The 14,150-nt window shown below is 66.7% G+C and carries 14 protein-coding genes; 7 read left to right on the forward strand and 7 right to left on the reverse strand.

What is annotated here, in order from left to right; all coding sequences use genetic code 11:
- Window positions 1-25 precede the first annotated feature (25 nt).
- Window positions 26-865, forward strand: a complete 840-nt coding sequence (gene dapD, locus Q0Q48_RS04190; protein ID WP_295134483.1) for a 2,3,4,5-tetrahydropyridine-2,6-dicarboxylate N-succinyltransferase — start codon at window positions 26-28, stop codon at window positions 863-865.
- 15 nt (window positions 866-880) lie between these two features.
- Here dapD and Q0Q48_RS04195 read toward each other — a convergent pair whose 3' ends face one another.
- The gene (locus Q0Q48_RS04195) at window positions 881-1,348 is read right to left on the reverse strand and encodes a nuclear transport factor 2 family protein (RefSeq protein ID WP_295134487.1); all 468 of its coding nucleotides are present in this window, start codon (window positions 1,346-1,348) and stop codon (window positions 881-883) included.
- A gap of 64 nt (window positions 1,349-1,412) precedes the next feature.
- Here Q0Q48_RS04195 and Q0Q48_RS04200 point away from each other — a divergent pair, with 64 nt between their 5' ends.
- Genes Q0Q48_RS04200 through Q0Q48_RS04225 form a run of 6 tightly spaced genes read left to right on the forward strand, consistent with a single transcriptional unit; the run spans window position 1,413 to window position 6,785 of the window.
- Entirely contained in the window at window positions 1,413-1,967 is a 555-nt protein-coding gene (locus Q0Q48_RS04200) for a LemA family protein (protein ID WP_295134491.1), read from the forward strand.
- 13 nt (window positions 1,968-1,980) lie between these two features.
- A complete protein-coding gene (locus tag Q0Q48_RS04205; protein WP_295134494.1) occupies window positions 1,981-2,928 on the forward strand; it encodes a M48 family metallopeptidase in 948 nt (315 codons plus the stop codon).
- A gap of 25 nt (window positions 2,929-2,953) precedes the next feature.
- Window positions 2,954-3,838 carry a glycerophosphodiester phosphodiesterase gene (locus Q0Q48_RS04210; protein ID WP_295135202.1) on the forward strand — a complete coding sequence of 295 codons (885 nt, stop codon included), beginning with the start codon at window positions 2,954-2,956 and terminating at the stop codon, window positions 3,836-3,838.
- A gap of 39 nt (window positions 3,839-3,877) precedes the next feature.
- Entirely contained in the window at window positions 3,878-4,549 is a 672-nt protein-coding gene (locus Q0Q48_RS04215; protein WP_295134497.1) for a GntR family transcriptional regulator, read from the forward strand.
- A 48-nt stretch (window positions 4,550-4,597) separates the two neighbouring features.
- Window positions 4,598-5,398 carry a phytanoyl-CoA dioxygenase family protein gene (locus Q0Q48_RS04220; protein WP_295134499.1) on the forward strand — a complete coding sequence of 267 codons (801 nt, stop codon included), beginning with the start codon at window positions 4,598-4,600 and terminating at the stop codon, window positions 5,396-5,398.
- A 22-nt stretch (window positions 5,399-5,420) separates the two neighbouring features.
- Window positions 5,421-6,785 (forward strand): Gfo/Idh/MocA family oxidoreductase, encoded by a 1,365-nt coding sequence (locus Q0Q48_RS04225; protein ID WP_295134502.1) that lies wholly within the window; start codon window positions 5,421-5,423, stop codon window positions 6,783-6,785.
- A gap of 39 nt (window positions 6,786-6,824) precedes the next feature.
- On the opposite strand, the gene Q0Q48_RS04230 is transcribed toward Q0Q48_RS04225, so the two are convergent.
- The 6 genes from Q0Q48_RS04230 to pip form a co-directional block, all read right to left on the reverse strand.
- Window positions 6,825-7,682, reverse strand: coding sequence for a PRC-barrel domain-containing protein (locus tag Q0Q48_RS04230; protein WP_295134504.1), 858 nt, complete (start codon window positions 7,680-7,682; stop codon window positions 6,825-6,827).
- Between the two features lie 112 nt (window positions 7,683-7,794).
- On the reverse strand, window positions 7,795-8,919 hold the full coding sequence (gene dnaJ / locus Q0Q48_RS04235; protein WP_295135205.1) for a molecular chaperone DnaJ: 1,125 nt from the start codon (window positions 8,917-8,919) through the stop codon (window positions 7,795-7,797).
- 83 nt (window positions 8,920-9,002) lie between these two features.
- Complete coding sequence (gene dnaK, locus Q0Q48_RS04240; RefSeq protein ID WP_295134507.1) at window positions 9,003-10,931, reverse strand: molecular chaperone DnaK; 1,929 nt, start codon at window positions 10,929-10,931, stop codon at window positions 9,003-9,005.
- Window positions 10,932-11,154: 223 nt separating this feature from the next.
- On the reverse strand, window positions 11,155-11,745 hold the full coding sequence (locus Q0Q48_RS04245; protein WP_295134510.1) for a nucleotide exchange factor GrpE: 591 nt from the start codon (window positions 11,743-11,745) through the stop codon (window positions 11,155-11,157).
- A 73-nt stretch (window positions 11,746-11,818) separates the two neighbouring features.
- Window positions 11,819-12,874, reverse strand: coding sequence for a TauD/TfdA family dioxygenase (locus Q0Q48_RS04250; protein WP_295134512.1), 1,056 nt, complete (start codon window positions 12,872-12,874; stop codon window positions 11,819-11,821).
- 155 nt (window positions 12,875-13,029) lie between these two features.
- Window positions 13,030-14,040 carry a prolyl aminopeptidase gene (gene pip / locus Q0Q48_RS04255; protein ID WP_295134514.1) on the reverse strand — a complete coding sequence of 337 codons (1,011 nt, stop codon included), beginning with the start codon at window positions 14,038-14,040 and terminating at the stop codon, window positions 13,030-13,032.
- Between the last annotated feature and the right edge of the window lie 110 nt (window positions 14,041-14,150).

A 14,150-nucleotide genomic window follows, 5' to 3' on the forward strand; every position in this document is an offset into this window, starting at 1 on the left:
CCCGCGGCAGATTTCCGAGGGAACAATGAGCAAGCAGCTACAGGCCACCATCGACGCGGCATGGGAAGCACGGGACGGCGTCAACAGCGCCACCAAGGGCGAAGTGCGCGACGCCGTCGAAGCGGCGATCGCCGGCCTCGACGACGGCACCTATCGCACCGCCGAGAAGTTCGGCGACGAATGGGTCGTGAACCAGTGGCTGAAGAAGGCCGTGCTGCTCTCGTTCCGCCTCTACGATTCCGTCCCGATGGACGGCGGCGCCTCGTTCCCCGGCCTGGGCGCCGCGCCCTGGTTCGACAAGGTGCCGCTCAAGACCACGGGCTGGGACGCCGCTCGCTTCGCCAAGGCGAACTATCGCGCCGTCCCTGGCTCGATCGTGCGCCGCGGCTCCTACATCGCGCCGTCGGTCGTGCTGATGCCGTCCTTCGTGAACCTCGGCGCCTATGTCGACACCGGCACCATGGTCGACACCTGGGCGACGGTCGGCTCGTGCGCCCAGATCGGCAAGAACTGCCACCTCTCGGGCGGCGTCGGCATCGGCGGCGTGCTCGAGCCGCTGCAGGCCAACCCGGTCATCATCGAGGACAACTGCTTCATCGGCGCCCGCTCCGAGGTCGTCGAGGGCGTGATCGTCGGCACCGGTGCGGTGCTCTCGATGGGCGTGTTCATCAGCGCCACCACCAAGGTGGTCGATCGCGCCACCGGCCAGATCCACATCGGCAAGGTGCCGCCCTACTCGGTGGTCGTGCCTGGCAACATCGGCGGCGGCCCGGATCGTCCCTCGACCTACTGTGCCGTGATCGTGAAGACCGTCGACGAGCGCACCCGCTCCAAGACCTCGATCAACGACCTGCTGCGCGACTAGTCTCCGCCACGGGCGTCAGCCGGTGTGGCGCTTCCACTCCGGCTGCGCCCTGAGGTGCGCGCCTTCCTTGGCGAGGATCTTCGAGGTGCGTTCGGGCGCGAAGCCCAGCTCGACGAAGGCGGGGCCGACATTGGCCACCTCGCGATAGTCGAGGATCAGCCCGTCGCGCAGCTGCATCATCGAGCAGCCTTCGAAGCCGACCCTCTTGCCCTCGGCACCGGGCAGCTTCGAGACGTAGCTGAACGTGTAGTAGGCGTAGAGCATCCTGCCGTCGCTGACCGGCCGGTGCATGTCCCAGCGGAACTCGTGCGCAGTGCGATGGAACCAGTCGTCGATCATCTCGGCGATCCGCTCGCGGCCCACGAAATCGCCGTAGAACACGTCGTGATAGACGGCGTCCTCGGTGAACAGGCTCGCGAACGCCTTGCCGTCGCGGTGCTCCACCGCCGAGCAGAAGGCCTTCAGAAGCTCTGACGTATCCATGGTTATTCCTCCCGTACGGCCACAATCATGACTAGACTGGCGGCCGAGGCAAAGGAGAACTGGCATGAGCACATGGATCTTCCTCGGCATCGTCGTCGCCATCGGCCTGTGGCTGATCGCCGTCTATAACGGCCTCGTCGGCGGCCGCAACCAGGCCCAGACCGCGTGGAGCCAGATCGACGTGCAGCTGAAGCGCCGGCACGACCTCATTCCCAACCTGGTGCAGGTGGTGAAGGACGCCATGGGCTACGAGCAGGAGACGCTCACCAAGGTGATCCAGGCGCGCAACAACGCAGTGGCGGCGAGCGGCAACGCCGCGCAATCCGGGCCGGCGGAAGCGGCGCTCAGCCAGGCGACACATGGCCTGTTCGCCCTCATGGAGAACTACCCGCAGCTCAAGGCCAACGACAATGTCATGCAGCTCCAGGAGGAGCTCACGACCACCGAGAACAAGATCGCCTTCGCGCGCCAGTTCTACAACGACTCGGTGAACGCCTATAACACCCGCCGCCAGAGCTTCCCGGCCGTTCTGGCCGCGGCCTCGCTGGGCTTCGGGCCGATGGACCTGTTCAACATGCCGGAGTCCGAGCGCGAAGTACCGAAGGTCGCGCTGCGCTGAGGGGACGAGGCGCATGAGCGCCACTACCGATTTCGTCGCCGCGCAGAACCAAAACCGTCGCAACACGATGGTGCTGCTGGCGGTGCTCACCCTGCTGGCCGGCGGGATCGGCTATCTGATCGGCGCGCTGCTGGAGACCGAGTCCTCGGGTTCGCTGCCGGCGGTGAGCCAGGTCGGCGTCGCGGCCGCCGGCCTGATGGCGGCCGCCAGCATCGGCTGGAGCGCGATCTCGCTGGCGGTGGGCGACCGGATGGTGCTGTCCATGGCCGGCGCCAAGGCGATCGAAAAGCAGGACGCGCCGCAGCTCTTCAACGTGGTCGAGGAGATCTCGATTGCCGCGGGTGTGCCGATGCCCCGGGTCATGGTGCTGGAGACCGACGCGTTGAACGCCTTCGCCACCGGCAACAGGATCGGCAGCGGCACGATCGCGGTCACGCGCGGGCTGCTGAATGCGCTGAACCGCGACGAGCTGCAGGGCGTGGTGGCCCACGAGATGGCGCATCTGCGCAACCTCGACACGCGTTACATGGTCGTGGTCGGCGTCACGGTCGGCCTGATCGCGCTGGTCTGCGACATGGCGCTGCGCACGATGAATTTGGGCCGGATGCGCAGCGACGACCGCAAGGGCAGCTCGGGCGGCGGCCTTCTGATCATCGTCCTGCTGGTCGTCGCGATCCTGGCGCCGCTGGCAGCCAAGGCCGTGCAGATGGCGGTGTCGCGTCAGCGCGAATATCTCGCCGATGCGACGTCCGTGCAGTTCACGCGAAATCCCAATGGCCTCATCTCTGCGCTCGGCAAGCTCGCGGAGCAGGCAGCCCCCTTTCCCGGAGTGAGTCGTGCCACGCAGCATCTCTTCATCGTCAATCCGATCAACCAGTTCACCTCAAAGACGCCGGCCCTCCTCGCCACCCATCCCGATATCGAGGATCGCATCGCTCGCCTGCGCAATCTGGGCGGCTAGCGCGGGCCTCGCCGCGGCGTTCGACCTGCAGGGCCATCGCGGCGCGCGCGGGCTGGCGCCCGAGAACACGCTGGCCGCCTTCAAGCTGGCGCAGGATCTCGGCGTCACGACCCTTGAGACCGACCTCGCGGTGACGCGCGACGGAATCGTCGTCATCAGCCATGACCCCTATCTCAATCCCGACCTGACGCGCGGACCGGACGGGCAGTGGCTCACGGCTTCAGGACCGGCCATCCGCACGCTGAGCCTCGATGAGCTCAAGCGCTACGACATCGGCCGCGTGAACCCGGCCAGCAAGTACGTCCAGCAGTTCCCGGTGCAGAAGCCGGCCGATGGCCAGCGTTTCCCGACTCTGGCCGAGTTCTTCGCGCAGGCCGCACCCGGCGTACGCTTCAACATCGAGATCAAGACCGATCCGGGCAAACCCGACCTCACGCTCGATCCGGCCGCTTTCGCGAAACTGGCGGTCGAGGGCGTCCGCAAGGGCAAGGCCGAGGCCCGCAGCACCTTGCAGTCGTTCGACTGGCGCGGCCTGATCGAGGTCCGGAAGCTGGCGCCCGAGATCGCCACCGGCTGCCTCAGCATCGAGAGCAACAACTTCGACACCGTCCAGCGCAGCAGCGGCCGACCCTCGCCCTGGCTAGGCGGGCTCGACCTGGCAGCCCATGGCGGCTCGCTGCCGCGGCTCGCCCAGGCGGCCGGCTGTGCAACCTGGTCGCCCTTCTGGCGCAACGTCACGGCGGAGAACGTGAAGGAAGCCCACGGGCTCGGCCTCAAGGTCGTGCCCTGGACCGTGAATGCCCCGACTGAGATGGGGCGGCTGATCGAGCTGGGGGTGGACGGGCTGATCACCGACTATCCGGACCGCGGGGCGCAAATTCTCAGCTCTAAAGGTCTGAAAGCTCGCTAGGCGGTTGACTCGGGGAGCCTCTGTGTTCTGTATACAGACATGCGCCCCATCCAGCCTGAGCCCGATCTTTCCGAGCGGATTCACGATTCGGTCCTCGAAGCGATCTGCTCCGGGGAGCTGAAATCCGGGGCCCGTATCACCCAGGAGGAGATCGCCCAGCAGTTCGGCGTATCGCGCCAGCCGGTCCTGCAGGCCATGATGCTGCTGCGCCGCGAGGGCTTCCTGATCGACGCCGGCCGCAAGGGCGTCTGCGTCGCCCCGCTCGACGTCCAGCAGGCACGCAATCTCTACGTCGTCCGCGCCGCCCTCGACGGCGCCGCCGCCCGGCTCGCCGCGTCGAACTATACGCCCCATCTCGTGCAGCGCGGCCGCGCCCTGCTCGACGTCGGCCGCCGTGCCGTGGCGAGCGGCTACGTGCCGTCGGTCATCGAAGCCGACATCGATTTCCATCTCTTCGTCTACGAGGCCTCCGGCAATCCCGTGATCGGCGAGACCGCCCAGCCGCACTGGCAGCATCTGCGCCGGGTGATGGCCGCGGCCTTGAGCGAAGAGGATCTGCGGATCAGTGTGTGGGACGAACACGAAGCCATTCTGCGCGCGCTCGAAGCAGGGCAGGCGGCCGAGGCCGAAGCGCTGTGCCGCGGCCATGCCGAACAGATGGCCGACATTCTGACGAAACGATTGAAGATCGTGATTTCCCGCGCCGCCTGAAGACGGCGCTCACGACAAACAAGACGACAAGGCAAAGGAGGAACCGCCATGAAGCTCACCTCTGAGCAGCTGAAGCAATTCGACGAAGAGGGCTATCTCTTCTTCCCCGAGTATTTCTCGCCGGAAGAGACGCAGATCCTGAAATCCTCGGTGCCCGAGGTGTTCGCCCAGCGCCGGCCCGAGAACGTGCGCGAGAAGACCGGCGACGTGGTCCGCACCGCCTTCGCGGTCCATACCTATCATCCGGTGTTCGAGGCGCTGGTTCATCATCCGCGCTTCGTCGAGCCGGCCGAGCAGCTGCTGAAGGACAAGACCTACATCCACCAGTTCAAGATCAACGGGAAGGCGGCGTTCGACGGCGACGTCTGGCAGTGGCACCAGGACTACGGCACGTGGAAGGCCGACGACGCCATGCCCGAGGCCCGCGCCATGAACCTCGCGGTGTTCATCGACGAGGTGAACGAGTTCAACGGCCCGCTCTGGTTCATCCCGAAGAGCCACAAGAAGGGCGCGATCGAGGCCAAGCACGACCTCACCACGACCTCCTATCCGCTGTGGACGATCGACAACGACACGATCGCCAAGCTGGTCGACCAGGGCGGCATCGTCTCGCCCAAGGGCGGGCCCGGCTCGGCGATCTTCTTCCACGGCACGCTGGTCCATGGCAGCCCGCCCAACCTGTCGCCGTGGGATCGCCAGATCATCTACGTGACCTACAACGCGGTCAGCAACGCGATCCGCCAGTTCAAGCGGCCGGAATACATCGCGCACCGCGACTTCACGCCGGTCGATGCCTGGGAGGACGACGCGGTGATCCGCGCCGTCAACCGCAAGGTCGCGGCGGAATAATCAGGAAACGCCGGAGGAAAACATGAGTCTCCATCGCATGCTTCTGGCCCGCGCGGCCGAAGCCAATCCGCTGCGCATCGGCGTGATCGGCGCCGGCAAGTTCGGCTCGATGTACCTGTCGCAGATCCCGACGACGCCGGGCATCCATCTGCTCGGCATCGCCGACCTCTCGCCCGACCGCGCGCGAGAGAACCTGGCGCGGCTGGGCTGGAAGCCCGACGTGACCTCGGCGACCTCGTTCGCCGATGCGCGCAAGCATGGCAGCACCCACCTCACGGACGACTGGCGCGCGCTGGTCAGCCATCCCGAGATCGACATCATCGTCGAATCGACCGGCGACCCGATCGCCGCCGTCGAGCATGCGCTGGAAGCCTTCAAGCATGGCAAGAGCGTGGTGATGGTAACGGTCGAGGCCGACGCCTTCTGCGGGCCGCTGCTCGCGAAGCGCGCCGCGGCGGCCGGCGTGATCTATAGCCTGGCCTATGGTGACCAGCCGGCGCTGATCTGCGAACTGGTCGATTGGGCGCGCACCTCGGGCTTCGAGGTCACGGCGGCCGGTCGCGGCCACAAGTGGCTGCCGCACTTCGCGCAGTCGACGCCCGAGACGGTGTGGAAGTACTGGGGCCTCAACGAGGAGCAGGCCAAGCGCGGCGGCCTGAACCCCAAGATGTTCAATTCGTTCCTCGACGGCTCCAAGCCCGCAATCGAGAGCACCGCCGTTGCCAACGCCACCGGCCTCACGCCGGCACCGGACGGGCTCGCCTTCCCGCCCTGCTCCGTGGAGGACCTGCCCTTCGTGATGCGGCCGATCTCCGAGGGCGGCCAACTCCATCACAAGGGCCAGGTCGAAGTCGCCTCGTCGCTGGAGAAGGACGGGCGCGCCATCCCCTACGAGATCCGCAAGGGCGTGTGGGTCGTGTTCGAGGCGGCCACCGAGTACCAGAAGAACTGCTTCGAGGAGTACATGCTGCAGACCGACCCCAGCGGCCGGTACTCCGTCATGTACAAGCGCTGGCACCTGATCGGCCTCGAGGTCGGCATGTCGGTCGCCTCGATCGGCCTGCGTAAGGAGCCGACCGGCACGCCGATCGGCTTCCATGCGGACGTCATCGCCACCGCCAAGCGCGACCTCAAGCCGGGCGAGATGCTCGATGGCGAGGGCGGCTACACGGTCTACGGCAAGCTGTTCCCGTCGGAGAAGTCGACCGGCCTCGGCAGCCTGCCGCTCGGCCTCGCGCACAACGTCAAGCTGGTGAAGCCGATCAAGGCCGGCCAGTCGCTGACCTACGCCGACGTGGTGATGGACGAATCGCTCACCGCCGTGAAGCTGCGCCGGGAGATGGAGCGCGACTTCGCCCCGGCGGCGTCGAAGATCGCGGCCCAATAGGAAGAGGGGGCGCAGCCCAGCTGCGCCCCCTAAGTCCGATCAGCCGCCCGACTTGGTGGCCGGCGCAGCCGCCTGATTTTCCTTGTACTCCGGCATCGCCTTCAGCGAGTCCTTGGTCCAGTTGGACTTGACGCGCAGGTCCTTGCCGTCGCGTTCCAGCTTGAGGTCGCTCCACTTCACCGCGACATTCTTGGCTCCGACCCCCAGGAACCCGCCGACCGAAACCACCACGGTCTTGATAGCGCCGTCGGTGCCGACGAAGACCTCCTCGATCTCGCCAACCGTTTCGTTTGCCTGGTTCTTGACGTTCGCGCCGAGCAGGGCATTGCCGGACACATTGCCCTCGGCGTTGAAGTCGCCGCCACTGCGCGCCGGCGTGTTGGTGGCGGTTTGCGGATTGGGCGAAGACGAACGCGTCGTCATGTCGGTGCGCGCGCCGTCATTCTTCCAGACGCCGGAATCATTGAAGACCTGGCCGCGGTAGGCCGTGTTGCTGTACTTGTACTCGGGCTTTGCCTTCAGCTGGTCCTTGGTCAGATTGACGGTGACCTTCTCCCCGTTCTGGGAAATGTTGAGCTCGCTCCAGTTCAGGCGAACCTCCCGCTCGCCCATGCCCAGGAAGCCGCCGACGCCGACCATCACGCTGTCGACATTGCCGTCCTTGCCGATGAAGACCGACTTGATCTCGCCGATCGTCTCGTTCTGAGCGTTCTGGATGTTGCGGCCGATCAGCTTGCGGGTGTCGGCACTCGCGGCCTGAGACGGCATCGGCTTGGCCGCGGGAGAACTGGCGGCCGGCGGGGTGGCGGTGGGCTGGGGCGCCGCGGTCGGGGACTGGGCGTAGGCAGACATTGCGCCCGCCGTGAACAGAGTTGCCAGGATGATCCGATTGAGCATGAAGTGCCTCCGTTGGATGATGGGTCGCATCCAACGTGCTTCTCCTTCCTGCCGTTGCGTCTGTTGTGAAAGCTTTTGGGCGTTGCGACGCGGCCGATCCCCGGCGCCGGGATCAACCGCCGAACATTTCCTTCACCTTGCTGAAGAAGCCTTCGGATTCGGGGCTGGTCTTGCCGGCCTTCTCGAATTCCTTGAGCAGTTCCTTCTGCTTCGACGTGAGATTGGTCGGCGTCTCGACGTTGATCTCAATATACATGTCGCCGCGCTGGCTGGAGCGCACGATCGGCATGCCCTTGCCGCGCATGCGGAACTGGTGGCCGCCCTGCGCGCCGGCGGGGATGTTGATGCGCGCCATCTTGCCGTCGAGCGTCGGTACCTCGATGTTGCCGCCGAGCGTCGCCTGCACCATTGAGATCGGCACGCGGCAATGCACGTCGGCGCCCTCGCGCTCGAACAGCTGGTGGCGGCGCACCGAGAGGAAGACATAGAGGTCGCCCGCGGGACCGCCGCGCGCGCCCGCCTCGCCCTCACCGCTCAGGCGGATGCGCGTGCCGTCCTCGACGCCGGCGGGGATGTTGACCTTGAGCGTCTTCTCGCGGCGCACGCGGCCCTGGCCGCCGCAGCTCTTGCACGGCTTGTCGATCACCTGACCGGCGCCATGGCAGGTATGGCAGGCGCGTTCGACGGTGAAGAAGCCCTGCTGCGCGCGGATGCGCCCACGGCCCTGGCAGGTCGGGCATTGCTGCGGCTTGGAGCCGGCTTCCGCGCCGCTGCCGTGGCAGACCTCGCAGGAAACGGAGCTCGGCACGCGCACGGTGGCTTCGGTGCCGGCGTAGGCCTGCTCCAGCGTGATCTCGAGATTGAAGCGCAGGTCCTGGCCGCGCATGTCGGCGCGTCCGCCGCGCCCGCGCTGGCCGCCGGCGCCAAACATCTCCTCGAAGATGTCGCCGAACACCGAACCGAAATCGAATCCCTGGCCGCCCTGGAAGGGCCCGCCCGGCCCCGCGCCGCCCTCGAAGGCCGCGGCTCCGTAGCGGTCGTAGGCCGCACGCTTCTCCGGATCCTTCAGGATGTCGTAGGCGTGGTTGATTTCCTTGAACTTCCGTTCCGCTTCCGCGTTACCGTCGTTGCGGTCCGGATGATACTGCATCGCGAGCTTGCGGTACGACTTCTTGATGTCGTCGGCACTGGCCGTGCGGCTGACACCCAGCAGCTCGTAAAAGTCTTGCGACATGATGATCTACGCAGCCCCTACTCGCCCCTTACAGGTCGGCCTCCCGCTTGCGCGGGAGGCCGCCTTGCCTTCCAGGATGTCCCGGTTCAGGACCCTGTCTTCTTGTTCTTGTCGGTGACGTCCTCGAACTCGGCGTCGACGACCTTCTCGCCCTTGGCGTCGGTCGCGCCGCCGCCGGGCGCGGCACCCGCACCGGCCTGCGCCTCGGCCTGCTGGGCCTTGTACATGGCCTCGCCGAGCTTCATCGCGGCCTGGGTCAGGTCGTTGGTCTTGCTCTTGATCGCCTCGACATCCTCGCCCGCCAGAGCGGTCTTGAGACCCTCGAGCGCACCCTCGATCTCGGCCTTCTCGGTGGGGCTCACCTTGTCGCCGTACTCCGCGAGGTGCTTGGTCGTGGAGTGGACCAGCGCCTCGCCCTGGTTGCGGGCGTCGATCAGCTCGCGCTTCTTCTTGTCCTCCTCGGCATGCAGCTCGGCGTCCTTCACCATCTTCTGGATGTCGGCCTCGCTGAGGCCGCCCGAAGCCTGGATGCGGATCTGCTGCTCCTTGCCGGTGGCTTTGTCCTTGGCCGAGACCTGCACGATGCCGTTGGCATCGATGTCGAACGTGACCTCGACCTGAGGCACGCCGCGCGGCGCCGGCGGGATGCCGACCAGGTCGAACTGGCCCAGCATCTTGTTCTGGGCGGCGATCTCGCGCTCGCCCTGGAACACGCGGATGGTCACCGCGGTCTGGTTGTCGTCGGCCGTCGAGAAGGTCTGGCTCTTCTTGGTCGGGATCGTCGTGTTGCGCTCGATGAGGCGCGTGAACACGCCGCCCAGCGTCTCGATGCCGAGCGACAGCGGCGTCACGTCGAGCAGCAGGACGTCCTTGACCTCGCCCTTCAGCACGGCCGCCTGGACCGCCGCGCCGACCGCGACGACTTCGTCGGGATTGACGTTACGGGCCGGCTCCTTGCCGAAGAACTGCTTCACGACCTCGATGACCTTCGGCATGCGGGTCATGCCGCCGACCAGGATGACCTCGTCGATCTGGCCGGCCTGCAGGCCGGCATCCTTGAGCGCCGCCTTGCAGGGCTCGAGCGTCCGCTGCACCAGATCGTCGACCAGCGACTCGAGCTTGGCGCGCGAGAGCTTGATGACGAGATGCTTCGGACCGCTGGCGTCGGCGGTGATGAACGGCAGGTTGATCTCGGTCTCCTTGGAATTGGAGAGTTCGATCTTGGCCTTCTCGGCCGCTTCCTTCAGGCGCTGCAGGGCGAGCTTGTCGTTGCGCAGGTCGATGCCCTGCTCCTTTTTGAACTCGTCGGCCAGGTAGCTGATGATGCGCTGGTCGAAGTCCTCGCCGCCCAGGAAGGTGTCGCCGTTGGTCGCCTTGACCTCGAACACGCCGTCGCCGATCTCGAGGATCGACACGTCGAACGTGCCGCCGCCCAGGTCATAGACCGCGATCGTGCCGGACTTGCGCTTGTCCATGCCGTAGGCAAGGGCAGCCGCGGTCGGCTCGTTGATGATGCGCAGCACTTCGAGGCCGGCGATGCGGCCGGCGTCCTTGGTGGCCTGGCGCTGGGCGTCGTTGAAGTAGGCCGGGACGGTGATGACCGCCTGGTCGACCTTCTCGCCGAGATAGGCCTCGGCCGTCTCCTTCATCTTGCCCAGGATGAACGCCGAGATCTGGCTGGGGCTGTACTGCTCGCCGGCCACCTCGACCCAGGCGTCGCCACTCGCGGCCTTCTCGATCTTGAAGGGGACGAGCGTCTTTTCCTTGGCGACCATGGGGTCGTCGAAGCGACGGCCGATCAGGCGCTTCACGGAGTAAAGGGTCTTCAGCGGATTGGTGACCGCCTGGCGCTTGGCCGACTGACCGACCAGCCGCTCGCCGCCGTCGGTGAAGGCGACCATCGACGGCGTGGTGCGCGCGCCCTCGGAATTCTCGATGACCTTGGTGTCGCCGCCTTCCATGACCGCGACGCACGAATTGGTCGTACCTAGGTCGATGCCAATGACTTTCGCCATGATTCTACTCTCTTCCTTCGGCAGATCGGCCGGACCCCAAAGGCACCCGATCGACCCCCGTATGAATGTTACCTGCCGGAAAACCCGGGTCAGGACAGGGGCTATATAGGTCCTATCCGGCTGCCTACAATGGACCTAAGGACCAAAATCTCCGCCGGAAAGCGCCGTTTTCGACACTACCGGCGGATTCGCGAGAGGCGGGCTGACAGCGCGTCGGCCCGTCCTATTTCTCAGTACTGGCAGGCGGGCCGCCCTTCGACACCGCGACCATGGCCGCGCGCAGCAGGCGGCCGGCGATCAGGTATCCGGGGATCAGCTCCTGCACCACGGTGCCCGGCGGCACGTCGGCATTCTCGACCTCCATCATGGCCTGATGGAATTCGGCGTTGAACGGCTTGCCGAGGCTCTCGATCCGGGTGACGCCGTGGCGCTCCAGCACCGACTGGAGCTCGCGGTCGGTCGCCTGGATGCCGACGATCACGTTGCGCAGCGCCGGGTCCAGCGTGCCGAGGTCCGGCGGCAGGGCCGACAGAGCGCGGCCGAAATTGTCGGCCACCGAAAGCACGTCGCGGGCAAAGCGTTCGACCCCGAACTTGCGCTCCTTCTCGACATCCTGCTGGGCCCGGCGACGCACGTTCTGCGCCTCGGCCAGGGCCCTGAGCTGTTTGTCCTGAAGGTCGGCCTTCTCGGCCTGGAGCTGCTCGACGAGGCGCTGCCATTCGGCAGCGCTTTCCGGCCGGGGCGGAATGTCGAGATTGTCGGGGTCGACCGGCATATCCGCCGGGGCGCCGCCCGCGGTTGGATCGCTGGCCATGTGTTGTCCCTTTGTATGTTGGTCTCTTGAAGCGGCCTTCACTTAGGGACGACCCCGCTCCCGGTCAACTGGTTCAGGCCGCCTGCAGGGGGGCCTGCAGCCGGGTGCCGCGCACGATGATTCCGCCGCGGTCGCCAATCGTTACCTGGCCGTAGCGCTGGGCGAAGATCTCGGGCAGCGGCCGGGCACGCTCGGCGGCCAGCCACAGGCGCAGCAGGTGGCGGCGGCGCTCCGGCTCGGGCCAGTCCTCGAAGCCCGTGCGGTCGTGCAGCATCGTGTGGTTGTGAACGAGCTGCACGTCACCCGGCTTGAACTCCGTGAAGATGTTGAGCGCCGGATCGTTGGCCAGCTGGTCGAACATGTCGAGCGCCTCGACCAGTTCCGGCGTGTGCCGCGGCGCGTCTGGGAACCGCTGGGCCGAGTCGATGTACTGGCGCTGGTAGATCGCCGTCAGGTAGCCCTGGTGCCAGTTGAACACCGGGATCTCGAAGTACGGCTTCTGGCCCTCCGGCACCTCGCCGCGCCGGTCGGTGGCGATCGGCTGGAACAGCAGCTTCAGCAGGTCGGGCCGGCGTCGGCGCATCTCGTTGAAGATGGTGGTCGAGCTCACCAGCGCCGACAGGCCGCCCGACTTGGCGGTCTTGAGGCAGAGCAGCCCGACGATGTCGCAGGAATCGGTGTGATAGGTCTGCCGCTCGTGCGTCTGGTAGATGCGTACGTTGGGATCGTTCACGTCGAGCCCGAGATCCTGGACGTGGCCCAGCACATGGCCCTTGCCGTTCTGCGAGCGGGCGCTGCCGAGATGGGCGCCCAGGCCGAAGAAGGCCGTCGCCGATTCGCGGATCGACCAGCGCTCGACCGGCAGGCCGCGCAACAACAGGAAGCCGCGGCCGTTCAGCACCTCGTCGTCGACCCGCGACCGGAGCTTGGGGCCGAGGGTGGGCAGCGGGAAATCCTGTGGCTTCAGCACCGCGATATCGGCATCGCGCGCCACCAGGGCGCGGGTTGCCGCCTCGATTTCCGCCACCTCGGCGCCACTGAGCGGCATCTGCCAGTCGGTGCGCTTGGCGATCTCGGGCCCGTACCAGGCGGCGGCACCGGTCTGCTCCGGCGGCAATTCGAAGTTCATCTCGTTTCGTCCCTCGATCTCTTTGGTGGAGGCTTGATTCCCCGCTTTCGTTGCAAGGTCATTCCACCCGTTGCGGCCGGCCGTCAAGACGGCGAGGGAGCGCGCTGCAGCCGCTCGACGCAAGGTTTCATGGCCGGGAGCGAATCGCCCTCAGCTCAGGCGTCCCATGGAAATCGGGGTGCGAAGAGTTCGGTGTCGCTGGTTGACAGCCGGTAGCTCTCGGTGGCGTTGACGAGCGCGGCGCGGATGCCGGGCTCCAGCGCGCTGTGGCCGGCATCGGGCACGACGACGTAGCGCGCCTCGGGCCAGGCGCGGGCCAGCGCATCGGCAGTCACCGGCGGGCAGACGATGTCGTAGCGGCCCTGAACGATCGTGCCGGGCAGGTGGCGGATGCGGCCGAGATCGGACCAAGGCCAGCCTTCCGGCACGAAGGTGCCATTCGCGAAGTAGTGAGCCTCGATGCGCGAGAGGGCGAGCGCGAAGCCGCCATGGTCGGTCTCGAACGGCGCACGCACCGTCGGATAGAGCGTCGAACAGGCCGCCTCGTAGCGGCTCCAGGCGCGCGCCGCCGGACGGTGCAGGTCGGGATTGCGATCGATCAGGCGGCGGTAATAGTTGCCCAGCAGGTCGCCGCGCTCGTCGGGCGGCAGGTGCTCGGCGAAATCGCGCCAGGCTTCCGGGAAGATCGTGCGCATGCCGTGGAGGAACCAGTCGATCTCGGGCCGCGCGCCGAGGAAGATGCCGCGCAGGATGAAGCCGGTTGCGCGCTCGGGATGGGTGAGGCCGTAGGCCAGCGCCAGCGTGCTGCCCCACGAACCGCCGAACAGCAGCCAGCTCGGGATGCCGAGATGCGTGCGGAGCTTCTCCATGTCGGCCACGAGATGGCCCGTCGTATTGTCGTGGAGTTCGCCGAGCGGCATCGAGCGGCCGCAGCCGCGCTGGTCGAACACGACGATGCGATAGAATTGCGGATCGAAGAAACGGCGATGGACCGGCGCGGAACCGGCGCCCGGCCCGCCATGCAGGAAGACGACGGGCACGCCCTCGGGATTGCCGCTCTGTTCCCAATAGATCGTGTGCCGCCCGTCGACCGCCAGCATGCCGCTGGCGTAGGGCGAGATTTCGGGGAACAGGTCGGAACGGAGCGGAGTCTCTGAACGCGGCATGCGATTGTCCTTGGGGCATCAGTGCCATAGCGGCGGCCTTCGTGCCAGCCTCCCGGGGCGATTGCCGCCTCGTCCACCGAGCGTCTAAGGTCGAGGTGTCCGAGGAGGGG

It is taken from the genome of uncultured Reyranella sp., assembly GCF_945957355.1.
GTDB lineage: Bacteria > Pseudomonadota > Alphaproteobacteria > Reyranellales > Reyranellaceae > Reyranella.